The organism is Maribacter spongiicola, assembly GCF_052119685.1.
GTDB lineage: Bacteria > Bacteroidota > Bacteroidia > Flavobacteriales > Flavobacteriaceae > Maribacter > Maribacter spongiicola_A.
The window spans coordinates 153954-179879 of sequence record NZ_JBGQOO010000004.1 but is presented as its reverse complement, the minus strand read 5'-3'; the positions used below and the strand labels follow the sequence as shown (position 1 = coordinate 179879).

Annotated in this window: 23 protein-coding genes and 2 tRNA genes; 20 read left to right on the top strand and 5 right to left on the bottom strand. The window is 35.7% G+C overall.

From position 1 onward, the window contains the following. Nucleotides 1-4: 4 nt before the first annotated feature. Entirely contained in the window at nucleotides 5-1267 is a 1263-nt protein-coding gene (locus ACEN2N_RS08895; RefSeq protein WP_441823997.1) for a tetratricopeptide repeat protein, read from the top strand. Nucleotides 1268-1313: 46 nt separating this feature from the next. Here the strand turns inward: ACEN2N_RS08895 and ACEN2N_RS08890 are convergent, their stop codons facing one another. After that, nucleotides 1314-2066: a C40 family peptidase gene (locus ACEN2N_RS08890; RefSeq protein ID WP_441823996.1), complete on the bottom strand. Its 753-nt coding sequence runs from the start codon at nucleotides 2064-2066 to the stop codon at nucleotides 1314-1316. Between the two features lie 17 nt (nucleotides 2067-2083). Further along, the gene (locus ACEN2N_RS08885; RefSeq protein ID WP_441823995.1) at nucleotides 2084-3259 is read right to left on the bottom strand and encodes an acetyl-CoA C-acyltransferase; all 1176 of its coding nucleotides are present in this window, start codon (nucleotides 3257-3259) and stop codon (nucleotides 2084-2086) included. A 121-nt stretch (nucleotides 3260-3380) separates the two neighbouring features. Here ACEN2N_RS08885 and ACEN2N_RS08880 point away from each other — a divergent pair, with 121 nt between their 5' ends. From ACEN2N_RS08880 to ACEN2N_RS08860, 5 genes are all read left to right on the top strand, one after another. Further along, a complete protein-coding gene (locus ACEN2N_RS08880; RefSeq protein WP_441823994.1) occupies nucleotides 3381-5417 on the top strand; it encodes an HD family phosphohydrolase in 2037 nt (678 codons plus the stop codon). A gap of 111 nt (nucleotides 5418-5528) precedes the next feature. Beyond that, nucleotides 5529-5617 (top strand) — tRNA-Ser (locus tag ACEN2N_RS08875). Between the two features lie 39 nt (nucleotides 5618-5656). Then, nucleotides 5657-5731, top strand: a tRNA-Pro gene (locus ACEN2N_RS08870). 426 nt (nucleotides 5732-6157) lie between these two features. Continuing rightward, nucleotides 6158-7018 (top strand): acyl-CoA thioesterase, encoded by an 861-nt coding sequence (locus ACEN2N_RS08865; protein ID WP_424001189.1) that lies wholly within the window; start codon nucleotides 6158-6160, stop codon nucleotides 7016-7018. A 258-nt stretch (nucleotides 7019-7276) separates the two neighbouring features. Beyond that, on the top strand, nucleotides 7277-7873 hold the full coding sequence (locus ACEN2N_RS08860) for a Crp/Fnr family transcriptional regulator (RefSeq protein WP_441823993.1): 597 nt from the start codon (nucleotides 7277-7279) through the stop codon (nucleotides 7871-7873). Here the strand turns inward: ACEN2N_RS08860 and ACEN2N_RS08855 are convergent. Further along, on the bottom strand, nucleotides 7870-8736 hold the full coding sequence (locus ACEN2N_RS08855) for a bile acid:sodium symporter family protein (RefSeq protein ID WP_441823992.1): 867 nt from the start codon (nucleotides 8734-8736) through the stop codon (nucleotides 7870-7872). The two genes, ACEN2N_RS08860 and ACEN2N_RS08855, sit on opposite strands and share 4 nt — an antisense overlap. A gap of 140 nt (nucleotides 8737-8876) precedes the next feature. Here ACEN2N_RS08855 and ACEN2N_RS08850 point away from each other — a divergent pair, with 140 nt between their 5' ends. The 12 genes from ACEN2N_RS08850 (at nucleotide 8877) to ACEN2N_RS08795 (ending at nucleotide 21832) form a co-directional block, all read left to right on the top strand. Beyond that, nucleotides 8877-10691, top strand: a complete 1815-nt coding sequence (locus ACEN2N_RS08850) for an acyl-CoA dehydrogenase (RefSeq protein ID WP_441823991.1) — start codon at nucleotides 8877-8879, stop codon at nucleotides 10689-10691. Nucleotides 10692-10950: 259 nt separating this feature from the next. Further along, nucleotides 10951-11727: a glucose 1-dehydrogenase gene (locus ACEN2N_RS08845; protein ID WP_441823990.1), complete on the top strand. Its 777-nt coding sequence runs from the start codon at nucleotides 10951-10953 to the stop codon at nucleotides 11725-11727. A gap of 126 nt (nucleotides 11728-11853) precedes the next feature. After that, nucleotides 11854-13068, top strand: a complete 1215-nt coding sequence (locus ACEN2N_RS08840; protein ID WP_441823989.1) for an acyl-CoA dehydrogenase family protein — start codon at nucleotides 11854-11856, stop codon at nucleotides 13066-13068. 153 nt (nucleotides 13069-13221) lie between these two features. After that, the gene (locus ACEN2N_RS08835; protein ID WP_441823988.1) at nucleotides 13222-14289 is read left to right on the top strand and encodes a phosphotransferase family protein; all 1068 of its coding nucleotides are present in this window, start codon (nucleotides 13222-13224) and stop codon (nucleotides 14287-14289) included. Between the two features lie 4 nt (nucleotides 14290-14293). Next, on the top strand, nucleotides 14294-14677 hold the full coding sequence (locus ACEN2N_RS08830; protein WP_441823987.1) for a DUF1330 domain-containing protein: 384 nt from the start codon (nucleotides 14294-14296) through the stop codon (nucleotides 14675-14677). A 118-nt stretch (nucleotides 14678-14795) separates the two neighbouring features. Then, nucleotides 14796-15551 carry an SDR family NAD(P)-dependent oxidoreductase gene (locus ACEN2N_RS08825; RefSeq protein WP_441823986.1) on the top strand — a complete coding sequence of 252 codons (756 nt, stop codon included), beginning with the start codon at nucleotides 14796-14798 and terminating at the stop codon, nucleotides 15549-15551. Between the two features lie 6 nt (nucleotides 15552-15557). Then, a complete protein-coding gene (locus ACEN2N_RS08820; RefSeq protein ID WP_441823985.1) occupies nucleotides 15558-16328 on the top strand; it encodes an enoyl-CoA hydratase/isomerase family protein in 771 nt (256 codons plus the stop codon). A gap of 81 nt (nucleotides 16329-16409) precedes the next feature. After that, nucleotides 16410-17411 (top strand): NADP-dependent oxidoreductase, encoded by a 1002-nt coding sequence (locus ACEN2N_RS08815; RefSeq protein ID WP_424001169.1) that lies wholly within the window; start codon nucleotides 16410-16412, stop codon nucleotides 17409-17411. A gap of 124 nt (nucleotides 17412-17535) precedes the next feature. Beyond that, nucleotides 17536-18513, top strand: coding sequence for an NADPH:quinone oxidoreductase family protein (locus ACEN2N_RS08810; protein WP_441823984.1), 978 nt, complete (start codon nucleotides 17536-17538; stop codon nucleotides 18511-18513). Between the two features lie 216 nt (nucleotides 18514-18729). After that, complete coding sequence (locus ACEN2N_RS08805) at nucleotides 18730-19467, top strand: SDR family NAD(P)-dependent oxidoreductase (protein WP_441823983.1); 738 nt, start codon at nucleotides 18730-18732, stop codon at nucleotides 19465-19467. Beyond that, complete coding sequence (locus ACEN2N_RS08800) at nucleotides 19448-19936, top strand: MaoC family dehydratase (RefSeq protein ID WP_441823982.1); 489 nt, start codon at nucleotides 19448-19450, stop codon at nucleotides 19934-19936. Before ACEN2N_RS08805 ends, ACEN2N_RS08800 begins: the two co-directional genes overlap by 20 nt. A gap of 75 nt (nucleotides 19937-20011) precedes the next feature. Continuing rightward, nucleotides 20012-21832, top strand: a complete 1821-nt coding sequence (locus ACEN2N_RS08795) for an AMP-dependent synthetase/ligase (protein ID WP_441823981.1) — start codon at nucleotides 20012-20014, stop codon at nucleotides 21830-21832. Nucleotides 21833-21979: 147 nt separating this feature from the next. On the opposite strand, the gene ACEN2N_RS08790 is transcribed toward ACEN2N_RS08795, so the two are convergent. Continuing rightward, complete coding sequence (locus ACEN2N_RS08790) at nucleotides 21980-22456, bottom strand: nucleoside deaminase (RefSeq protein WP_441823980.1); 477 nt, start codon at nucleotides 22454-22456, stop codon at nucleotides 21980-21982. A gap of 375 nt (nucleotides 22457-22831) precedes the next feature. Between ACEN2N_RS08790 and ACEN2N_RS08785 the strand changes: the two genes are divergently transcribed. Then, entirely contained in the window at nucleotides 22832-23335 is a 504-nt protein-coding gene (locus tag ACEN2N_RS08785; RefSeq protein WP_441823979.1) for a hypothetical protein, read from the top strand. 47 nt (nucleotides 23336-23382) lie between these two features. Here ACEN2N_RS08785 and ACEN2N_RS08780 read toward each other — a convergent pair whose 3' ends face one another. Beyond that, nucleotides 23383-23742, bottom strand: a complete 360-nt coding sequence (locus ACEN2N_RS08780) for a hypothetical protein (RefSeq protein ID WP_441823978.1) — start codon at nucleotides 23740-23742, stop codon at nucleotides 23383-23385. Nucleotides 23743-23860: 118 nt separating this feature from the next. On the opposite strand from ACEN2N_RS08780, the gene ACEN2N_RS08775 reads away from it, so the two are divergent. Then, a complete protein-coding gene (locus tag ACEN2N_RS08775) occupies nucleotides 23861-25774 on the top strand; it encodes an endo-beta-N-acetylglucosaminidase (protein ID WP_441823977.1) in 1914 nt (637 codons plus the stop codon). Nucleotides 25775-25926 lie beyond the last annotated feature (152 nt).

Sequence of the window (25926 nt, the reverse complement as noted above, 5' to 3'; positions counted from 1 at the left end):
AAAAATGAAAAATAGATTATTACTTGTAGCGGCGCTATCATTTACTATGATAGGTTTTGCTCAGAAAAATGAAATAAAAAATGCAGAGAAAGCATTGAAATCAGGTGATGCTGCCGGGGCACAAACTGCTCTTGAGGCTGCATCTGGTACTATTGCTGCTGCCGATGAGAAAACGCAAGCACAATACTATTTCACTAGAGGTAAAATTTATAGTGATTTGGCTAAAAAAGGAAATAATGATGCGTTTGAAAAATCAGCAACTTCTTTCAAAAAGGTTATTGAATTAGAAGAAGCTACCGGCAAGCAGAAATATACTTCTGAAACAAACCAATATATGGCATCATTGACTGCTGATCTAGTAAACTCTGCTGTTAGCGATAACGGTAATAACAAGTTTAAAGAGGCTGCAGAAAAATTGTACATGAGTTACACACTTAGCCCTAAAGATACTTCATACTTGTATTATGCTGCAGGTAGTGCTGTAAATGGTGGTCATTATGAAATGGCATTAGATTACTATAATAAACTACAAGAAGTAGGTTATGACGGTGGTGGAGTTGTTTATAAGGCTACGAACGCAGTATCTGGTGAAGTAGAAGAGATGGATAAGATACAGCGTGATCTTATGGTTAAATCTGGTACGTATTCAAATCCTGTAGATGAGAAAACTCCATCTAAACAAGCTGAGATTGTTAAGAATACAGCTTTGATTTATACGCAATTAGGTCAAGATGAAAAAGCTTTAGAGGCTTACCAACAAGCTAGAAAAAACGATCCAGAAGATGTGAATCTGATTCTTAATGAGGCAAATTTATATTTCAACCAAGGTAATAAAGATAAGTTTAAAGAATTGATGGCTCAAGCAATCGCTTTGGCACCAGATAATCCTGATCTTCATTATAACGTTGGTGTTATCAGCATGGAGCAAGAAAATTACGAGGATGCACGTGTGTCTTACAAAAAAGCTATTGAAATTGATCCAAAGTATACAAATGCTTACTTAAACCTTTCTACAACTTATGTAAATGAAGGTAACGCATTAATTGATGAGATGAATTCATTAGGTAACTCTAGAGCTGATATTGCAAAATATGATGAGCTTAAAGAGAAAAAAGATGGTTTGTTTAAGCAAGGTGCTGATGTATTGGAAAATGCATTGAAGAACAGTCCTGATAACGAAAATATAATGACTCAGCTTAAGAATATTTATGGAGCTATGGGTGATACGGAAAACTTCACTAAAATGAAGAAGTTATTAGGCGAGTAATCAATAGTACACTATAAAATTAAAAGGCCCTTATTAGGGCCTTTTTTTATATCACTTTTTTAATGACTCTTAATTGATGGGTATAAGTTCTTAGGTCATTATTGAAAATACCAGTGTGATCTATGCGATCGATTCGAACTTTACCGTTGACATGAATAACATAATTATTGTCCATAATAATACCTACGTGGTCAATAACACCATTGGCATTATCGAAAAATGCTAAATCGCCAGCCTCACTTTCTTCAACAAAACTTAGCGCTGTACCTTGTGTTGATTGTTGTTCTGCAGTTCGTAAAAGATGATATCCATTAATTCTATACACCATTTGTGTAAAGCCTGCACTGTCAATACCGAAAGGAGATTTTCCTCCTTTTAATTCCGGAGAATTTAAATACAGTAATGAGATATTGGTGAAATTCTCTTTAGGTTGTTCGTTACTTAAGATATTACCTTTAAAATTTACAGACAATGATGGGATTTCGTTAATACATGAACCGATAACTATAGGTGTTTCAATTTTGTTAGAATCTTCAACAATTGAAATTAAGTCGGCAACATAATTAAAATGTTTGCTTTCTTGAATCGCATTAAATTCATTATCAGTTATATATGTCAATTGACTATTCATTATCCAGCCCTCGCACTTGTCCAGAACAGTTTTTATTCTAGACCAATTTTTTCGGCTTTCAAGTATTTTATAGTGCTCTCCGAACAAAAGTTGGGTAACTAACTCAGATATTTCATCTGGTATACTTCTAATTGGGACAATGCTTAATTGACAAATACCGTATTGCATGTAATTTTTTTGAGCGTTTAAACCCTTTCGATAATTATTGCCGATGCACCACCACCGCCATTACAAATTGCAGCGGCTCCTAGTTTTGCATTATTTTGTTCCAATACATTTAAAAGTGTAATAAGAATACGTGCACCAGAGCAACCTAATGGATGGCCTAATGAAACTGCGCCACCATTTACATTTACATTCTTATCGTTTAAACCTAATATTTTCATATTGGCAAGACCAACCACAGAAAATGCTTCGTTAAATTCAAAGAAATCTATTTCTTCTAACTTTAAGTTAGATTTTGCCAATGCTTTTGGTAACGCTTTCGCAGGTGCGGTAGTAAACCATTCTGGCTCATGAGCGGCATCAGCATAGCCTTTTATAATCGCTAATGGCTTTAATTTTAATTCTTCTGCTTTTTCTCTACTCATTAATACTAGAGCAGCGGCCCCATCATTAATTGTAGAAGCATTTGCAGCCGTAACCGTACCATCTTTAGAGAAGGCAGGTCTTAAGTTGGGTATTTTATCGATGAAGACATTACTGAATTCTTCATCTTTTATAACCATTTTAGGCTCTCCGCGTCTTTGTGGAACTGCAACTGGTATAACTTCATTATCAAATTTCCCGTTTTCCCATGCTTCAGAAGATCTCTTGTATGATTGTATAGCGTAAGCATCTTGATCTTCTCTGCTGAATTCGTATTTAGTAGCACAAGCATCGGCACAAACACCCATAGCGTTTTCATCATATGCATCTACTAAACCATCTTTTTGCATACCGTCGATTAAAGAAGTAGGTCCGAATTTGGTACCTGTTCTCATATGAACGTAATGAGGTATTAGGCTCATATTTTCCATACCGCCAGCAATAACAATATCTGCATCACCAAGAGCAATAGCTTGCGCACCTTGCATAACAGCTTTCATACCAGAGGCACATACTTTGTTTATGGTAGTACAAGGTACGGTATTCGGAATACCTGCAAAAATTGCGGCCTGTCTAGCAGGTGCTTGTCCGGTTCCGGCTTGTACCACATTTCCCATGATAACTTCATCTACCAATGTAGGATCAAGATTTATTTTCTTTAATACACCTTTAATAGCAACCGCACCTAATTTCGGAGCAGGTATGGTTGATAATCCGCCCATAAAACTTCCTATTGGGGTTCTAACAGCAGAAACAATAACGACCTCTTTCATGTTTTTAATTATTTGATGTCGCGAAATTACTAAATTCTATAGCAACCCGAGGGATATCGTTTCAATTACTAGATATCAGATTATAATTTTCTATTTTTGAAGAACCTAATACAATTTTCTTTTGGATAATCTTTACAAACAGCAATCGCTCATTTTCAAATACATACTCTATGTTGTAGCTGTTGCTTTTATCGTGTTTTTTTTGCCCAAGGGAGGTAAATTCAAGTATGAGTTTCAAAAAGGTAAACCTTGGCAATTTGAAAACTTATATGCACCATTTGATTTTTCAATACAAAAAACAGATACTGAAATAGCCAAAGAAAAGCAGGTTATTGAAAGTAATCAACTACCGTACTATCGATATGACCAGGCTGAGGTTGAGAAAGTTACAGAACACTTTGAGCAAAAATTTGAAGATAAGTGGGGTAATACATCACTTAGGGAGAATCAGAAAAAGAGGTTAAAGTATTTTTCTAAAGTTATATTAGATTCCGTCTACGACAAAGGAATTTTACAAAATAATGGGAAGCAGGTTCAGCGCAGTTTTATTTTTCTGGTTAAGAATAATGAGGCTAGTAAAGTAAGGGTTTCAGATTTTTTTAGGGTCAGTGAAATTAATGACCTAATAGTTAGAGTTCTTTCCGATAATAATTTATCGGTTTTCGAAAAAGATACCCAGTCTCTATTTTTTGACATAATTGCGCCCAATGTAAGTTTTGACAATAACCTTACCCAAAAAGCAAGAAATGAAGCCTTATCTAAACTTTCGTATACACGAGGTACGGTTGATCAGGGTCGATTAATAATTGCAAAAGGCGAAGTTGTTGAAGCTGAAAATCTAAAGATCTTAGAGTCATTAAAGTCTGAATACGAATCAGAATTATGGACGGCCAGTAACTATTATTATATTTTAATCGGGTATACGGTACTAGTCGCACTGGTGCTTATTATGCTGTTCCTGTTCTTGAAAAAATATAGAAGAACAGTATATGAAAATAATGTAAAAGTTACGTTCATCTTCTTTAATATTTTGCTCATGGTTTTTTTAACAACTATTGTTATAAAATACAATGATCAATTGGTATTTGTAGTGCCGTTATGCATACTTCCATTAATTTTAAAAACGTTTTTTGATGCTCGGTTGGGTCTTTTTGTGCATGTATTGACTATTTTAATTTTAGGTTTTGTAGTACCCAATAGTTTTGAATATATATTCTTGCAGATAATTACCGGTATAGTGACTATACTTACCGTTTCTGAGCTGTATAAACGGGCAAACCTTTTTGTGAGTGTTGGTCAAATAACCCTTATTTATATTATCGGTTATTTGGCATTCCATACCATACATGAAGGGGATTTAAGTGATATAGAGTGGTATATATTAGGTCTTTTTCTGTTAAACGGAATGATTACTCTTTTTGTACAGCCATTAATTTATATCTATGAAAAGCTCTTCGGTCTTGTGTCAGATGTATCGCTGTTGGAGTTGTCAGATACCAATTCTAAACTTTTAAAAGAATTATCTAACAAGGCACCGGGTACATTTCATCATTCGTTACAAGTAGCCAATTTAGCTGAGGCGGCCGCTAACGAAATTGGGGCGAATGCCATGTTGGTTAGGGTAGGGGCTTTATATCATGATATTGGTAAAATGAACGAGCCTACCTATTTTACCGAAAATCAGGTTACGAATGTAAATCCGCATGACGAGCTGAGCCCAAAAGACAGCGCACGTATTATAATTGATCATGTTATTAAGGGGATTGAGATTGCTAGAAAGAATAACTTACCTGATCGTATTATAGATTTTATACGTTCGCATCATGGCACTACTTTGGTATTTTACTTTTACAAAAAGCAAAAAGAATTGGATGATGATGTAAACGAAGAGGATTTTAGGTACCCTGGGCCATTACCATTTTCTAGAGAAACTGCAATTTTAATGATGGCAGATTCGGTAGAAGCAGCATCAAAAAGTTTAAAAAATCCAACATTTTTAATTATCGATGAGTTTGTTGATAAGATAATTTCGGGTCAAATGAAGGCAAATCAGTTTTTGAATGCAGATATTACCTTCAAAGAAATTGAAACAATTAAGAAAATTTTCAAGCAAAAGTTAATAAATATCTATCATTTGCGTGTGGAATATCCTGAGTAACAGGGTAGTATTTTTTTATTGAAAAAAAACATGAAAAATAGTTGCGTAAAACGAGTTATACTTATACATTTGCATCCGCTATTTAGAGCAACAGTTCATTGAAGAATTACTGGAGAGGTGCCTGAGTGGCCGAAAGGAGCGGTTTGCTAAATCGTCGTAGGTGGAAACATTTACCCAGGGTTCGAATCCCTGTCTCTCCGCAACAATATGTTGAGAGACATATTTTTTGATAACCAATTCGGGGTGTAGCGTAGCCCGGTTATCGCGCCGCGTTTGGGACGCGGAGGTCGCAGGTTCGAATCCTGCCACCCCGACAAAAACCAGTTCAGAAATGAACTGGTTTTTTTATGCTCTTTTTTGAGCTTTTGATAATTTGCTTTTTAAGATTCAAAACTAATTTTAAAGTTCAATATCTTACAATAACTTTAGAGGGCTTGCAAAAATTTAATCTTCATAATCTTCCATATAATTATTTTGGAATAGGATATATTATCAACATAACAAATTATAATTCTCTGCTCTTTTAATGCCATTAGAGACACGACTTTTATAATCTTGACTAGTTGTTTGGTTTACGACCAATTTTAATATGTATGGGCATAGAAATGAGATTTAGAACTTTCATGTAAACGATAAGTTTCAATTTTGATTCAGAAGTTATTTCTGTGATAAACGGTATGGTTATTTTTGTTTCATCTGTAAAGCTGTACTTTTGAATCCTAAAAAATAGCTATCCTTAAATGCAAACGATTAAAGAACTGATAGAGCTGATAACTCTTAAAAGAATAGATGAAACCATATTTGAAGGAGAAAACTATAATGCCCCTTGGGGTAGAGTTTTTGGCGGACAAGTATTAGCGCAATCTTTACATGCAGCCTATCAGACCGTACCAGAAGATCGTATTGCACATTCGTTACATGGTTATTTTATTCTAGGAGGAGATTTAAAATACCCAATTCGCTACGAGGTCGATACCATTAGAAACGGAGGCAGTTTTACTACAAGAAGGGTAGTAGCCAAACAAAACGGAAAAGCAATTTTCAATATGGCCGCATCATTTCAGGTGAAGTCCGATGGAGTTAATCATCAGTTTCCGATGCCTAACTTAATACCGCCAGAGAAACTAACTACAAGTCTTGAGCAGTTAGAAGAGATTAAAGATTTGTACCCTGGTGCATATAAAAGATTAAAAGCGGTACAGCCTAAGGTGTTTGAATTTAAGCCAGTAGAAAAATTTACAACCCAATTAATCGAAAATGGTTCTCCATTTTTTAATACTTGGTTGCGCACTTCTGATAAAGCTGAAATCGCTTTGCCGATGCAACAACAATTATTGGCTTACGCATCTGATTATAATTTGCTGACCACGGCGACATTGCCACACAGAGAAGTATTAAATAAAGGCGAGACCTTTTATGCCAGCTTAGATCATGCTATATGGTTTCATCGCGATTTTGATATCCAAAAATGGTTGTTATACAGTATGGATAGTCCAAGTGCTTCTAACTCGCGAGGATTTTCAAGAGGTAGTGTATATGATAGAACCGGTGTGTTGGTTGCTTCTGTAGCACAAGAAGGGTTAATGCGTCAAAGTGTGTAATTCGGAATTTAAGATTTAGGCGTCATGAGTAACTGCAAAAGAAGTTCTGATAACTACTGATTTTGAAAAAATATAGCATTTTGTAAAAGGGAAATTAGTGGTATTACTCTATTTTTATTAAGCGATTACATTTTCATATTCTTAAAATTTACACTGCAGTTGATAGAATATGGCAATATTTTGCATTCTTTATTTTTGAAATTGCCTATATTTATAATTATCCTGAATTGTTTATACTAATTATAAAACAACCTAAAAGTGACTTCTCTGCAAAATCTTAAGAATAAAATTCTCTCTTACAATAAAGTTGATGACGATGTATTAGATTATTGGTTGTCACTCTATGAAAGAATTGATTTAAAGAAAGGCGAAGCTCTTATTTCTTCAGGTCAAATGGTCAATTATTTTTATTACTTAGATGCTGGTTGTATCTATTATTATAAAATTCAAGATGGGGAGACCAAAGTTTTGGAGTTTTATACCGAAGATGTTTTTTTTACAGATCTACCAGCTTATGTAAAAGGTTCGCCATCTAGATATTTTTTAACGGCAACTGAAAAATCCACGGTATTTGCAATAAAAAAATCGAATGCAGAAATGTCTTTTGATAATTCGCATCAATTAGAAAGATTTGGCAGATTGTCAATGCAAGAAGCTTTTTTAAAATCATACAGTCGTGTAGAACGTATGAACAGTCGCACAAATGAGGAGCGCTATTTGAGACTGTTGGAGAAAAGGCCCGATTTATTTCAGCGTCTACCACAGTATTTAATAGCATCATATTTAGGTTTAACACCTGTCGGGCTATCTAAAATTCGAAAGCGTGTGGGTCAAAGGGAAAGCGATTGTGTTTAAATAATTTGTTTTCTAATCTGTTTATTGCTCCAGTAAATAAAAATACCTGCGGTAAAAAACATTAAAGTTCCATAAATAGCTGGAGATATGGCATAAGCGGTGTTGTTAAGTAGAATCGTTGCAATGCTTATGCCCAATGTTCCATTTTGTATTCCACCTTCTATAGCTACAGAAATACGTTGTTTAAGTGGTAGGTTGAAAATATATCCTAAGATATACCCAATAGACATGGTAATAATATTAAGAGTTAAAGTTACAAGACCGGCTTCTTGAATATTGGTTATTAGCAGCGCCCGTTCTTTAATAAGAATTGCCACCAAAACAATGACAAAGAAAATACCCGATACTTTTTTTATTGGTTTTTCCATTTTCAAAGCAAAGTTGTGCTTATTATATTTTAGTATCATCCCTAAGCCAACAGGTAAAATTACAATGATGAATACTTGTAAAATGGTTTGGGCTATATTGAGTTGAATCGTAGTGCCTTTGCCCAAAACTTCTTGCAAACCTAAATTGATAATAAAAGGAATCGATACCAAGGTTATTAAGCTACTTATTGCGGTTAGTGAAACTGAAAGTGCAGTATCACCATTTGCCAAATGTGTAATTAGGTTTGATGTTGGTCCGCCAGGGCAGGCAGAAATAATAATGATACCAATCGCTATTTCTGGTGATAAGTTGAAGATTCGTATGAGGATGAAGCCAACTGTGGGAAGAATGATTAATTGACAGCATAAACCAATTATAATGGCTTTTGGTTTACTGAATATTCGAACGAAATCTTTGATCTCTAAAGATAAACCCATGCCGAACATGATGATGATTAGGGAAATAGCAAGAATTGCGTTAGAAATATTATCCATAAAATGCTAAGGTTTAGAGAGGTAGTTCTAAATATAGAAGATTTGACTGTGATAATCGCTAGTTTCATTCTTTTATTAAACTAGTTTAATGAGTTTGGGTAAAATATCTACTAACTTGATGTTTCATAAAATACAACGCAATGGCAAATCAATATGTAGACTTAGAAACGCTTAAATTCTTATTATATAAAGTAAACAATCTGCAAGACGTTCTTGACCAAGAGCGCTATGCAGAATATGATCAAGAATCGGTAGAAATGATGCTGAATTCGGTTAAAGATTTTTCTGATAAAGAGCTTTATCCTTATTTCAGGGAGATGGATGAGAAGCCAGCACATTTTAAAGATGGTGAGATTGTAGTGCATCCTCAGGTGTTGAAATTTATGAAAGCTGGTGGAGAAATGGGGCTGATTGCAAGTTCATTTTCATATGAGCATGGTGGTATGCAAATGCCTGCCATGGCGGCACATGCTTCGGCATTTATACAAGATGCAGCAAACAATCATTTACCAGGTTATATTGGTTTAACGGTGGGTTCTGCAGAATTGATTGCCCATTTTGGTAGTCAAGAGCTTAAAGATATTTACTTGCCTCATATGCTGTCAGGAAAATGGGGCGGTACTATGTGTTTAACTGAGCCACAGGCAGGTAGTTCACTTTCAGATATTACAACATCTGCTACCCCCGATGGCGATACGTATAAAATTAACGGACAGAAAATATTTATATCAGGTGGCGATTACCAAGGTGCAGAGAATATTGTGCATTTGGTTTTGGCAAGAATAAAAGGTGCACCTGCAGGTACAAAAGGAATATCCTTATTTGTGGTGCCTAAAAATAAACCAACTGCAAATGGTGGTTTAACACCTAACGATGTAACGGTAGTTGCCGATTTTGAAAAAATGGGACAACGCGGCTATTGCACTACACACTTGTTTTTTGGTGATAAAGAAAATTGTGAGGGTTGGCTTGTAGGTGAGGCTAACCAGGGGTTAAAATATATGTTCTTGATGATGAATGGTGCGAGAATTGGGGTTGGTAGAGGTGCAGCGGCGATAGCTTCGGCGGCATACCAAGCTTCTTTAAACTATGCGAACGAAAGACCACAGGGTCGTAAATTAACAAGCACAGGTAAAAAAGATGCAAACCAAGAGCAGACCTTGATTATTAACCATGCAGATGTTCGTAGAATGTTATTGTTGCAAAAAGTAATTACCGAAGGTGCTCAAAGTTTAGTACTGTTGACTGCAAAATATCATGACCTTTCTATAGCGAGTGCAACTGCAGAAGAACGTGAAAAATATAGGTTACTATTAGAGATTATGACACCTTTAGTAAAAACATATCCGTCTGAAGCGGGTATTGTTTCGGTAAATAACGGTGTTCAAGTTTTAGGTGGATATGGATTTTGTTCAGAATATATTTTACAACAATATTTAAGAGATATCCGTATTTCAGCTATTTATGAAGGTACAACGGGGATTCAATCTCAAGATTTATTAGGTAGAAAAGTGACGATGGATAACGGGAAGGCTTTAAAGCTATTATCCGAAGAAATTACAAACACCATTAAAGCAAGTATGGTGCACGATTCTTTAAAACCTTATGCAAAAAAAATAGGAGGTAAATTAGAATTGACACAACAGGTATTACAAAGCTTAATGGGCTTTGCCATGAAGGGCGATTACCAACGTTTCCTAGCAGATGCTACTCCGTTTATGGAATTCTTTAGTACAATAGTACAAAGTTGGTTATGGTTGAATATTGGTCTTGAAGCTCAAAATGCCTTAGTAATTGGTAATAACGATCACAGTGCAGAATTCTATGAAAGTAAAATTCATGCCATGGAATTCTATTTCAAATACGAACTCCCGAAAACTTCGGGACTAGCAGAAATACTTATGGATAATGCGAAAGCATTAACTATTGGCACAGATAAAGAAGTCTTTATTTAATAAGAAAGAGTGGTGCGATTTGTTATCTTGAAACGAGATTGATACATATGTTTTAAACTTTTTAAGGCATTAATTAAAATAGGTAGAATTTCCTCTTTTCAATTGAAGGGGGGGAGTTTTCCAACTTAGGGTGAAAACACGAGAATAACAATATTCCGTTTACAAGAACAAGTTTAAAATAAATTCACATATAGAATATTGTGCAGGTTTTATCATTTCTTGATATAAAAACTAACACAGAAAAACGAGATATAAACAAATGAATAGCATAAAACAAAAATTTGATCTTACAGGTAAAGTGGCAATCGTTACAGGTTCTAGTAAAGGAATAGGCTTATCTATAGCGCGAGGTTTAGCGGAGAACGGAGCCAAGTTAGTTATCAGTAGTCGAAATCAAGAAGCTGTTGATGCTGTTGCAGCTGAATTTAATAAAGCTGGTTTTGATGCTATTGGTATTGCTTGTCATATTGGTGATGCAAATCAGAGAGAAGCATTGGTAGTAAAGACGGTTGAAAAATATGGGCGAATAGATATATTGGTAAATAATGCAGCGATCAATCCTTTTTATGGTCCCATAGAAAGTGCTGAAGAAGAGGTTTTTGATAAAATAATGAATGTTAACGTGAAAGCACCTTGGTTACTTTCAAACCTGGTGCAACCATTTATGAAAGAGAATGGTAGCGGTAGTATTATTAATATTTCATCCGTAGAAGGCATTCATCCAGGATTTAGATTGGGCTTGTATAGCATGACCAAATCTGCCTTGATTATGCTTACAAAAAATCAAGCTAAAGAGTGGGGTCGATATGGTATTCGTTCTAATGTCGTTTGTCCGGGGCTAATAAAAACAAAGTTTAGTCAAAGCCTTTGGTCCAATGATAAATTAGTTGAAGGTTACAATCAGACCGTGCCATTAAAAAGAATGGCAGAGCCAGATGAAATGGCAGGCATTGTAATGCTCTTGGCATCAGATGCAGGTTCGTATATGACCGGTGGTGTTTACGCAGCAGACGGTGGATATTTGATTTCAGGATAAAAATCGGTATTCGATTTTGGTTAATAGCCATCCTATTCTAAGGGATAAAAGCTTATCAACTAAAAGTCAATTTCAAATTGAAACCTAAAAGTACATTCTAAACACTATCAACGAAAACGAGAAAAAATGAATTTTGAATATTCAGAAAAATCCAAAGAACTTCAAGAAAAGCTAAAGCAGTTTGTATCTCAAAATTTGGCTCCTGTTGAAAAAGAAGTAGAGGCATTTCATAAAGATCCGGCAAATGCATGGACAAAGTGGCCAGGTTTAGAAGGATTAAAACAAAAAGCAAAAAATGCAGGTTTATGGAATCTTTTCCTTCCAAAAACATATGGTGATTTAAGTCCGGGGTTGACCAATATGGAATATGCTCCGTTGGCAGAGATTATGGGGCGCATGTTATGGTCATCAGAAGTATTTAATTGCAGCGCACCAGATACCGGTAATATGGAAGTACTATCAAAATATGGTACTCCAAAACAGCAAAAAAAATGGTTAAAACCATTGATGAATGGTGATATTCGATCTGCATTTTTAATGACGGAACCTGACGTCGCCTCATCAGATGCTACCAATATAGAAACATCTATCGTGGCAGATGGTGAAGAATATGTCATTAATGGTCGCAAGTGGTGGTCCTCGGGTGCAATGGATCCTAATTGTAAGATTGCCATTGTCATGGGAAAAACAGATTTTGATGCTCCCAGACATGTTCAGCAAAGTATGATTTTGGTTCCTATGGACACACCGGGTTTAAAAGTGATTAGACCGTTAACAGTTTTTGGTTATAACGATTCTCCAGAGGGCCATGCAGAAATTCTTTTGGATAATGTTCGCGTACCCAAAGAAAACTTATTGGTTGGCGAGGGTCAAGGGTTTGCAATTGCTCAGGGTAGATTAGGTCCTGGTAGAATACATCATTGCATGCGATTGATAGGTATGGCGCAACGCTCGCTAGAAATTATGGCGCAACGTACAACGCAACGCAAACCTTTTGGTAGAACTTTAGATACATACAGCAGTGTTCGTCAAGATATTGCAAATTCAGCTTGTGAGATAGCGCAAACAAGACTTCTGGTTCTTTCTGCAGCCGATAAAATGGATAAGTTAGGCAACAAAGAAGCCAAAGATTTAATTGCCATGATTAAAATTGTAACGCCTAATATGACACTGAGAGTAGTAGATAGGGCAATGCAAATTTTAGGCGGTTTGGGCGTAAGTAGCGATGTACCATTGGCACATTTTTTTGCTGCTGCCAGAATGCTCAGATTAGCTGATGGACCAGATGAGGTTCATATGAGCCAATTGGGTAAGAATGTTATAAAGCAGTACTCGAAGTAATAACAGAATAAGAATAAACTAGCACTAAGTATATGGTAAAGGGAGACTTAAATGTCATTTCGAACTTGTCGAAAACTTAAGTATACAAAAAGTGTATCGGTTTAAGAATGATTGTAAACCAGAGGGAATAAAGAGCAACAGATAATAAAGAAGATGAATTTAAAACCAGTAAGAGAAGGTGAAGAATTAAACGATGTCAAAATCAAGGATTTTTTACTTGAGCATGACCTGATTACAGATACCAAAAGTGAGTTGCAGGTTCATCAATTCTCCAATGGTTTTTCAAACCTTACGTACCTTTTACATATAGAAGATAAAGAATATGTATTGCGTCGCCCACCATTTGCCGCTCCGAAGAGAGGTCATGATATGGGAAGGGAATATAAAGTAATTCACAACTTGAATAAGGTATTCGATAAAGCACCAAAGGCATTTGCCTATACAGAAGCTGTCGATGTAATTGGTGCCCCGTTTTATATAATGAGTAAGGTTTCAGGTGAAATTTTAACGGCAAAAGAAGCAAAAGCTAGACAGGTTTCTCCGTCAGAATTCAAAATAATTTCAAATACCTGGCTCGATACTTTTGTAGCATTTCATAATGTAGATTACAAGGCAGTAGGATTAGATAATTTAGGCAGACCTGTAGGATATGTTGAAAGACAAGTTACCAATTGGGGTAAACAATATTTAGCTGCCTCTACCGATGACGTGCCTACCGCTGAAAAGGTAATGGCATGGATGCAAGATAATCAGCCGAAAGAATATGATCATACTTTAATACATAACGATTTTAAATATGACAACGTCGTTTTTAAAGATGATACATGGAAAGAGATTACGGCTATTCTAGACTGGGAAATGTGCACGCTAGGTGATCCTTTAATGGATTTAGGCACTTCTTTAGGCTATTGGATCACAGCTGCCGACCCCGATTTTATGAAGCAAGGTTTGCAATCGCCAACGGTTATGGAAGGCAATCCATCTAGAACAGAAATTGTGCAACAATATGCACTGAAGAGTGGTAGAAATATAGATAACCTAACGTTTTATTATGCCTACGGACTCTTTAAAATAGCGGTAATCGCACAGCAAATATATTATAGGTACAAGCACGGGCACACAAGCGACCCAAAATTTGCTTACTTGAATAAGGCATCAGAATTATGTTGTAATACAGCGTGGCAAGCTATTCAGAAAAATCAAATTGATAATTTATTTTAAGGGTATGAAAAATGGAGCATTTCTAGAAATCAATGAAGAACAGTTTAAGGCATTTGTAAAATTGCCCAAAGACACTTCTGTAGTGATGCTTAATTTATTGAAATTTAAAGAATTGGTGACAGAAACAGGTTTGTCGGGAGCTGATTCTTATAAAGAATATATGAAAAAAGCGACTCCTTTTTTCATAAGGGCAGAGGCAGAAATTCTATTTATGGGAAAAGAAAATACCATGTTAATAGGACCGGAAGACGAAGAATTATGGGATAAAATTTTACTCATAAAATATAAAACGATTTCAGATTTTTTAGAAATGATACAAGCCGAAGGTTATCCTTCTCATTTAAGAAATCAAGCATTAGAAGATTCTCGGTTAATTCATTGTAGCTGAATAGCAGGAATATAAATTGAAAAAATAACCAGGCAATAGTTAGATAGTTAATCAATCTTTTTTGCCAAAACCAACACAGTCAAGAATCTGGTAACACTAAAAGTTTAAAAAGGAACAAATGAATTTAAAAGACAAAATTGTAATTATAACAGGTGCGGGTAGTGGTATTGGCGCAGCAACGGCAAAACTATTTGGAACACATGGTGCAAACGTTATTGTTTCTGATATTAACGTTGAGAACGCAAATAAAGTAGTTGAAGAAATAAAAAGCGCAGGTGGTACAGCATCGGCAGTTAAAACCGATGTTACAAAATTTGAAGAAGTTGAAGGCTTAATAGCAAATACAGTTGCAAAGCATGGTAGTCTTGATATCATGGTAAATAATGCGGGTATTGGTGGAAAGCACCAAGCAAAAACTGCAGATCATACGCATGATGATTGGCATAATGTAATTGCTGTAAACCAAACTGGCGTATTTTATTGTATGCAGGCGGCTATAAAGCAAATGCTCTCTCAAGGAAAGGGAAATATAGTAAACGTAGCCTCGCTTGCAGGTTTGAAAGCATCAGGAAATAACTTGTCGTATAGCGCAAGCAAATTTGCAGTGGTAGGTATGACGAAGTCCGCCGCCTTAGAATATGGTCGAAAAAATATCCGTGTCAATGCCGTTTGTCCTGGGTTTACACACTCAGCACTATTAGAACAATTATTGTCCGTAAGTCCAGATATGGGCTCTAAACTTAAACGCTTTATACCAATGGGGCGCTTTGGTGAAGCAGATGAAATTGCAGAGGCAATCTGCTGGTTGGCCTCTGATAATTCTAAATTTATTACAGGTCAGACCATAACATTAGACGGAGGAACTTCATTATAAGAAAATATGAAAACATTAGAGATAATATATAAAGGTGATTATGCTATAGTTCAAATGAACCGTGGTAAAGTAAACGCGATCAATGCCGAAATGGTAAATGAATTATCGACTACTTTTCGTGACTTAGAAAAAAATGTAGCGGTAAAGGGGGTAATTCTAACAGGTCAGCCCCATTACTTTTCTGCAGGTTTAGATTTAATTGAATTGTATCAATATGATAAAGAACAAATCACTCATTTTTTCACAGTATTTGGTGCTTTATATCTTCAATTAGTCCAGTTTGAAAAACCATTTATCTCAGCAATTACAGGTCATTCTCCGGCAGGAGGTTGTGTATTGGCAGTGGCAAGTGATAATCGGTATATGGCAGAAGGAGACAAGTATGTTATAGGCTTAAACGAGGTAGCCGTTAACATTCAAATAAGTCAAAACCTAACAGAAGCATATGCCTTTTGGATGGGCGATGGTTTAGCAAGTAGATATATTCTAGAAGGAAAATTACTATCTGGTAAAGAAGCGCTTGCAGCCGGACTGGTAGATGAGTTAGTGCCTTTAGAAAATGTATTGGAACGTGCTGAAAAGCAGATGAATATATATATGCGGGCAGACCAAGAGATTCTTATAAATACAAAAGCAAAACTTAGAAAGCACCTTTTAGATAAACTAGACTTAAATGCTGAAACTTCATTGAAAGAAGCATCAGAGCTTTGGTGGAAACCAGAAATTCGAGCTAAAATGAAGGCTTACGTCGAAAGTTTTTCGAGCAAGAAGAAGTAAAGTAAGGGGTACGAAATTGAAATTATAAGGTACAAATCAAACAGATTTCCTCTAGCAGGAATTTAAAAGATAAACGAACACATGAACAAACAATTATTATTTGTAAAAAGACCACAAGGTGAAGCAGATGCTTCTACATGGTCGCTAGTAACGACTCCTACACCTGAAATAGAAGAAGGTCAATTTTTGGTAAAACAACATTATGTATCACTAGATCCTGCTATGCGCGGGTGGATGAATGATGCTAGATCATATATAGCACCAATGGAAATCGGTTCGGTTATGAGAGCAGGTTCTGTTGGAGAGGTAGTAGCCTCTAAAAACCCAAAATTTAAAGTAGGGCAATATGTTGCTGGTACCGGTGGAGTTCAACAATATGCCGTAACTGACGGAACAGGATTTTATCCGGTAGATCCAAAATTAGCTCCGTTACCCACTTATATAGGTTCTTTAGGCATGCCTGGAATGACGGCTTTTTTCGGAATTCAAGAAGTGGGGAAGATTAAAGCAGGAGATATCGTTGTGGTTTCAGGTGCTGCAGGAGCTGTGGGGAGTATCGTTGGTCAAATTGCAAAAATAAAAGGGTGTCATGTGGTAGGTATAGCCGGTGGCGCAGATAAATGTAAATATGTAGTTGACGAACTTGGTTTTGATGCCTGTATCGACTACAAAAATGAAGATATCAAAGCTCGTTTGAAAGAAGAATGCCCAAAGGGATTAGATGTTTATTTTGATAATGTGGGTGGTGAAATTTTAGATGCCGTTCTAGGCAGATTAAGACTACATGCAAGAATTGTTATTTGTGGTGCTATTTCTCAGTATAATAATAAAGAAGCGGTAAAAGGGCCGAGTAATTATTTATCACTTTTGGTCAATAGAGCGAGCATGACAGGTATCGTCGTTTTCGATTGGGCAGATAGATATAAAGAAGGAGCTGAACAATTAGGTATATGGATGGCGCAAGGAAAAATAAAAAGCCGTGAAGATATATACGAGGGAATTGAAAACTTCCCACAAACCTACAACCGACTTTTCTCAGGAGATAAAATGGGAAAATTGGTTCTGAAGGTGATAGAGGAGTAAAAGAGTAAACATAAGTGCAAATTCAAAATTCAAATACAAATACAAAAATAGCCATGCCAAGAAATTGTATTTGTTTATAAAAAATAACGTTCAACCAACAACCAACAACTAACAACCAAATTAAATGAAAGCAATACGATGTAATAAATACGGTCCGCCATCTTCTTTGGAATTAGAAGAAGTTGATAGTTTAAAACCAAAGGCGAAGGAGGTTTTAGTAGCCGTGAAAGCATGCGGACTTAATTTTCCTGATACACTTATAATACAAGGATTGTATCAATTTAAACCAGAATTACCTTTTACACCAGGTAGTGATGTAGCAGGAGTTGTTAAAGAAGTAGGCGAAGGGGTAACCCATTTGAAAGTGGGTCAAGAAGTATTTGGTTTTGTAGCTCACGGCGGTTTGGCAGAAGAAGTTATCGTACCTGCAAATGCCTGTTTTCCAAAACCACCACAAATGGATTTTCCAACAGCAGCGTCATTTTTAATGGCCTACGGTACTTCTTATCATGCGTTAAAAGATAGAGGTGTATTGGCAGAAGGGGAAACTCTTTTAGTATTGGGGGCATCTGGTGGGGTTGGGTTGTCAGCTGTTGAGTTAGGTAAGTTAATGGGAGCAAAAGTTATTGCAGCAGCATCAACAGATGAAAAGCTATCCTTATGCCAAGAATATGGTGCTGACGCAACTATAAACTACACTACGCAAGATTTAAAAGAATCAATCAAAGTTCTGACAGAAGGCAAAGGTGTTGATGTCATATATGATCCGGTAGGTGGTATATATTCAGAAGCGGCATTCCGTGGTATGGCCAGAAACGGTAGATATTTGGTAGTGGGTTTTGCCGCAGGTGATATTCCGAAAATACAATTGAACCTTCCTTTATTAAAAGAGGCTTCTATTGTTGGTGTTTTTTGGGGAGCTTTCGCAATGAAAGATTCTAAAGCAAATATGGAAAATACAATGACTTTAATGAAATGGCATGCTCAAGGGAAATTGAAACCACATATTCACGCCATTTACAATTTGGAAGATACATCAAAAGCATTGGAAGAAATGACGAATAGAAAAGTGATGGGTAAGTTGATTGTGAAGATTGAGTAGGGTTTAATTTTAGTACAAAGTATGAGGTTGAAATGTAATTATGTGTTAGTTAAATTTTAATAAAATATTGAAAATCAATATTTTATGATAAAAAAATAATTGATTTTATTAACCAACAACCAACAACCAACAACCAACAACCAACAACCAACAACCAACAACCAACACCTGTGCTGAGCGAAGCCGAAGTAACCAACAACTAAAACTAAAAACAAAATGAGATTAGAAAATAAAGTAGCAGTAGTAACTGGCGGATCGAGAGGAATTGGTCAAGCCATATCCGAATTATTTGCTAAAGAAGGCGCAACGGTAATCATAGTGGATCTTTTACCAGAAGGTCAAGAAGTTGCGGACGGAATCAATGCGAATGGAGGAAAAGCAGAATTCCATTCCGTTTCCGTAACAGATAAAGCTGCGATAGAAACCTTGTTCGCATCGATAAATGAGAAACATGGTAAGCTAGATATTTTAATAAATAATGCGGGAATCACCAGAGATAGAACCCTTGAAAAAATGAGCGAAGCAGAATTTGATTCCGTTGTTGAGGTGAACCTCAAAGGAGTCTTTTTATGTGCACAAGCAGCAGCTGTATATATGAAAGCAAACAAATATGGAAGAATTGTTAGTGCCGCTTCGAATGTAGGCTTACGAGGTAATTTCGGACAAACAAATTATGCAGCCACTAAGGCCGGCGTTATCGCAATGGCAAAAACATGGACAATGGAACTTGGTAAGTACGGTATAACGGCAAATGCCATTGCACCAGGTTTTACGATGACCAATATGGTAGATAAGATTCCGAAAGAGCATTTCGCAGCAATAGAAGCTAGTATCCCTTTAAAAACAGTAGCGCAACCTATTGATATTGCCTATGGATATTTGTATTTGGCATCAGAAGAAGCGCGCTTTGTTTCGGGCATATGTTTAACAATTGATGGCGGAACTTCAAGATAAGACTATGGCAATGTTAGAAATCGAAAATTTTGAAGAATTTAAAAAGTTAGAAGGCAAACAACTTCCAGATGGCGATTGGATGACCGTTACCCAAGAAATGATCAATGATTTTGCTAAAGCTACTGGAGATTTTCAATGGATTCATGTAGACGTCGAAAAAGCAAAAAAACACTCACCCTTCAAAAAACCGGTGGCTCATGGTTTTATGTCGGTATCATTGCTTTCGAAAATGTTAGAAGGCTCTATTCATGTAAAATCCGCCCAAATGGGCGTAAATTATGGCTTGAATAAAGTCCGTTTTCCTAGTCCGGTATTTGTAGATAGCCGACTTCGATTATTAGGAAGTATTTCAAATATTGAAAATTATGGCGACACCGGGTTAAAGGTAACATGGAACTGTACACTAGAAATAGAAGGCGCTGAAAAACCGGCATGTGTTGCTGAATTTTTAAGCCTAATGTTCGAATGACCCTTTTTATGATCGGATTCTCAAGAGAAGCCTTTTGTAATTATTAAATGATTAACTTAAACAAAATAACAAACAATGACTAGACTGTTCGATCTACTTTACCATCAACTAGAAAATCATCCACTTGAGAAATCGTTAAGTGGTAGAGATTTAAAAGGAAATTGGCAATCGTACAGTTCGAGGGCGGTCGTTGAAGCAGCCGAGCAAGCCGCTTCGGGTTTATTAAGTCTAGGTTTACAACCAGGTGATAAGATTGGTATTGTAGTGTATAAAAACAGACCTGAGTTTGTAATCATGGATTTTGCTATACAGATTGCAGGTATGGTAAGCGTTCCTTTATACCCAACAATTAGTGTGGGTGAGTATGAGTACATATTAAATGATGCAGAAGTAAAAGCAGCGTTTTGTGGAACTGGCGATTTGTTTGATAAATTAACAGAAACCCAAAATAAGGTAAATAGCCTAAAGCATATTTTCACTTTTGATAAACATTCAAAAGGCACATTTTGGAAAACTATTTTCGATTCAAAACATACCGATAGAATTACGGAAATAAAAAAAGGCATAGAAGGGCAAGATTTGGCTACTATTATTTATACTTCGGGTACCACAGGAAACCCAAAAGGGGTAATGCTGACACATAACAATATTATGCATGTGGTAAGGGAAACAGAACCCCATATGGCGGCAAAAACAGGAGATCAAGTAATAAGTTTTTTACCGATCTGTCATATTTTTGAAAGAGCCGTTCTGTTCGTCTACATTCTAAAAAGCACAAATGTATTTTTTGCAGGAACTGATAATTTAAGTGGACCAGAAGGTGATTTGGCATTTGTAAAACCAGTCACTTTTGCGACAGTACCAAGATTGCTTGAAAAAATATATGAAGCTATTTACAATAAGGGACTATCGCTTGAGGGAACCAAGAAAAAACTGTTTTTCTGGGCATTGGCATTAACTGATGAGTGGGAGCCAAATCAAAAATTATCTTTCGTAAAAAAAATAAAATGGAAGATTGCCGACAAGCTGATTTTTAGCAAATGGCGAGAGGCTATGGGGGGTAATATAAATGCAATTGTTACCGGTGCAGCTCCCTGTCCTGTAAAAATTATGCGTGTTTTTTGTGCTGCTGGAATCCCGATTCGTGAAGGCTACGGACTAACCGAAACTTCACCAACGTTGACCGTAAATACTATGGAAATTGATGGGGTAATGTTAGGTACAGCAGGACCAATAATTGATAGAGTTCAAATATTGATCGATACAGAAAGCGGAGATTATCAAGAAGGTGAAGGTGAAATTTTAGCTCACGGACCAAATGTAATGTTAGGTTACTATAAAAAGCCAGAAGTTAATGCAGAGGTTTTTTGTGAAATAGACAATAAACGATGGTTTCGAACGGGTGATATTGGTAAGTTGGTAAAAGGCCCTACGGGTCGAGAATATCTAAAGATTACAGATAGAAAAAAAGAATTACTAAAAACTTCTGGTGGTAAATATGTCGCTCCGGCGCCTATTGAAAATAGATTACGAGAAGAGTTCTTGGTAGAGCAAATGATGGTAATCGGCGATAAACAAAAATTCGTTTCGGCATTAATTGTACCTGCCGAAGAGGCACTTAGAAACTATTGCGGTAAAAAGGATATTTCTTGGACCAGTTTAGAAGAAATTATTCAACATGAAAAAGTAATAAAAAAGTATCAAAAAATAATTGACAAATATAATCCGGAGTTTAGTCACGTGGAGCAAATTAAGAAGTTTAAGCTTATTTCGACACCATGGCTACCAGTTCATGAAAATGGTTCAGCTGCAGAGTTAACGCCTACACTAAAATTAAAGCGTAGAGTTATTAGAGAAAAGTTTCAAAAAGAAATAGCTGAAATTTATTCAGAATAGTGTGCTATGAACTTTGTTTTATATGTTGAAATAAAGTTTATTGTTAATACCTTTTGGTTGACACGTAACTAGAAGCAAAAAAAAGAGAGAAAAACAAGCATTGTTTTTCTCTCTTTTTTATTTACTTTCTTTAAGTATATAGTATTTCTAATACTTCGTTTTATCATACTTAGAAGCCCAGTTATTAAAAACTTCAACAGCTTCTTCTTGTAACATTTGTTTAAAGTTAATTTGTCTGTCTTTCATACCAACTTCTAATTCATCATAAATAGATTGGTCATCAAAATCAATCGCTTTTGCATCTGCTTTATCGCAACCGTAATACACAGCTTTGGGTCTAGCCCAATAAATAGCACCAAAACACATAGGGCAGGGCTCACAAGAAGTATAGATAATACAATCAGTAAGCTGAAAATCATTCAGTTTTTTACAAGCATCTCTAATAACCACCATTTCTGCGTGTGCAGTAGGGTCGTTCGTAGATGTAACTTTATTATGTCCTTCGGCAATAATTTCTCCGTCTTTTACAACTACGGCACCAAATGGTCCGCCAGCATTTGAGTTCATTCCTTTCGCAGCCATTTCAATAGCTCTACGCATAAAAAACTCGTGATCATTCTTCATATATTCTTTTCTTTTAAAATAATTGGGATGCAAAATTACGGCTTTTTATCCGGTACTTTTGTTTTGCACGTCTTAACGAAAATGATATTAGAAGATGTTCATTTTTTCTATTTGAAAGAAAGAGGCTAATTTTTTGACAACTAGAAAGTGTACAGATAGCATAAAACGCTAGGCTTTTAATTTTAAACAATTAGATGGAAAAAACATTGCATTTAGCAGCACAATATTTAGCTGCAGCAGAAATTAGTTTTATAAAAAAAGATAGCAGATGATAGTCATTCGAATCTTGGCTGGTCAATTGATAAACAGCAGTTAGAAACACATGCATTATCATCAAACGGAGATGTACTTAGCTTAAATTATACTTACTTTTCTTTGGAGTGGATTTCGCCTAAACACCATACTTTTTTTCCATTAGAAGGTAAAGCCCATCACCAAGTATTAGATTGGCCGATAAGCACAGCAGATGCATTTTTGGGTAAGAAGTATACCTATGATTTTCATTACGACCTCCCGTATTCAATTGATGATTCTTTCACCTTTAAGCTCGATGCCTCAAAATTAAAAGAGCTGGCAGATTTAAGAACTTTGACCCAATCTAGTTTAGAAAAAACACTTAAAGAGACAGGTTTGGAGTCTGTCATTCGAGTTTGGCCCCATCATTTTGATTCGGGTGCTTATGCAAACTTAACTGATACTATTGCCGTAGGATTTGGGCTTGCAATACCGGATGATATTGTAAAGAAGTATTACTTTTATGTCAGGGGATACAAAAGAAACGATGTAATAGATACATCTAAATTTTATTTACTTTCAATAGGCGAATGGAAGAATGACGGATTTAAAGGTGCGATTTTGCCAGCATCCAAAGTGAAGTAATCAGAAGTTGTTCAGTTTTTTGCAGAGGCTATAAATACCTATAAAAATTAATTCACCAGTTCCGATTTTTCTTTTATTCTAAAACAACGCTCTTCTCCTAAATAGAGAGGATTACCATGTTTTTCAGACCAAAATCCGTCTAGAACATCTTTGCTGAGGCACTGGTAAACGACAACGCCTTTATAAACATTTTGATCTTCGCCTGAATATCTAAAGTTTATAACCAGAATATTATTCTTAAAGAATCCTGTACCTGTTTGCTCTTGGTCAGTATTGATAGTCCATTTTGCTACAATTCTAGCATTTACACCCAAAGATAAAATCAACGTACCCTTGTAAGAGTTCGATTCTGCATCTTGATTACTACCAATAATATTATATTTCCCTACTAAATCTTCAACGGTCATTTTATGTTTTATGAATGACTAAAATATTGAAAATTCAATACATTATTAATAGAAAAAAGGTTATCATAGAACTTTTTGTAACATCCTAGAAAATGATAATCTTTAAATTTAATTGAAAATGAATATGAAGAAAGCATATTTAATATGTCTAATGATTATAAGTTTTGTGACAAATGGATATACACAAGATGAAGATTATGGTGATAATCAGCCATATTCTTCCTATTGGTTTGTTGATGAATTGTTGCAATGGTCACCAAAAAGTGACAATGACGCTAAATTCAATATAAGTGAAGTGAGCTTGGCAAGTCGCTTTTTAAATGACTCGACAGACTTAAATAATGGCGCCGAGAAAATTCCTGGTATTATTGCATTAATGGCGCCACATACTACCAATTTTCATCCATCTCAAGGGTTTTCTACTGTAAAGCAATATGCATTCCCTTTTTGGCAATACATAGATTATTTTGTGCAATGGGGTGGTTCAGCCAATGAGGGAATTATTGTGCCACCAACTTCTTTTTGGACAGACGCTGCACATAAGAACGGAGTTAAAAGTATTGGTACTGTTTTTTTTCCACCTAATGTATATGGTGGCAAAGAAGAATGGGTGTACGAGTTTTTGGTGCAGAACGAAGATGGTAGCTTTCCCGTTGCAGATAAACTCATTGAAGTTGCCGATAGGTATAATTTTGATGGATGGTTCATTAATCAAGAAACGTATGACTTGGTAGGTGATGCGGGCGAGTTAATGCAGCAGTTTATATCTTATTACAGAACACAATCAAATTTAAAATTGGTCTGGTATGATGCGATGATTGATGATTCTAGGGTTATATGGCAAGATGAGTTGAATAATCACAATCAAATGTTTTTTCAAAAAGAGGACAGAAGAATGTCCGATGTATTCTTTATTAACTTTAGATATCATGAAGTCAATTTAGAAGACAGTAAAAAGTTAGCCCAAGAACTAGGAAGAAGTGAGTGGGAGCTATATGCTGGTATAGACGTACAATCTAAAAGTTTTAAAACTCCCGTAAAATGGGATGCATTATATATGGACGGAAAACCAAACAACACCTCTATAGGTTTGTATTGGTCTAATTCTACGTTCGATATATCGGAAACAAAGACTCCTGAAGATGTGTACAGTAATGAACAAAAGTTCTGGAATGGTGGTCCGTCATTTGAAACACGATTTGGATCTAGTACTTGGCAAGGTTTTGCAGATTATTTTGAACCACGTAGTGTAATTAACTCATTACCTTTTAAAACGAACTTCAATTATGGCTTAGGTCGTTTTTATAATGAAAAGGGTAAGACTGTTTCTGAACAAGAATGGCATAATCTCAGTATTCAAGATATATTACCTACATGGCAATTTCAGGTAGACAGCACCAAAGTAAAAGCTACTATTAGTTTTGATGAAAGTTATGAAGGTGGCAGTAGTTTGTCTTTTGAAGGATTTGCAGATGCAGAAATTCCGTTATACAAAACAAAACTAAGTTTAGATAAAGCGATAAACCTTCAGGTAGTAATGAAGACATCTGGTAATATGTATTTGGAAATTTATTGTCAACTATCAAACGGAGAAACTTTGACATTTCCTTTAAAGAAATCTAGTTCATGGTTTACGAATACAATTTCTATACCTGCACATGAAAATATCATCATATCTAAAATCGGATTACTGACGAAAGGTGAGGGTAACACATTTCTGGGCGAGTTATCCATCCGCAGTAAAAAAGAGAAAATACCAGTTACTTCATCATTTTCTGTGGAATCATTTGTTAAGGGGAATACTGCAGAATTATATATTCATTTTAATGAAAAACCAGAAGGTGTATATCATACAATTTACCATTTAAATGCAAAAAATGAAAAGGTGTGGCTAGGTAAAACCCCTTCGCAAAATTTTTATATTTCCAACATTCTTGCAAAAAACAGTCAAATTAACTTAGAAGTTCAATCTGAAAGTTTCGGAGGTACAAAGGGTAAAATAATCCGGAAAAAGGTGATTTTGTCACAATAGCTAAAGTTGTTCTTTAAGTAAAAAATATAATGCTTAGGTTGATGTGATTTTAGCTATATAATTGATAAAAAACTACTTAGAGAAACATATATTTTATTCAAAAAAAAACCTCAAGGTTAATAGTATGTTATCTTGGAAATTTATCTATAAGA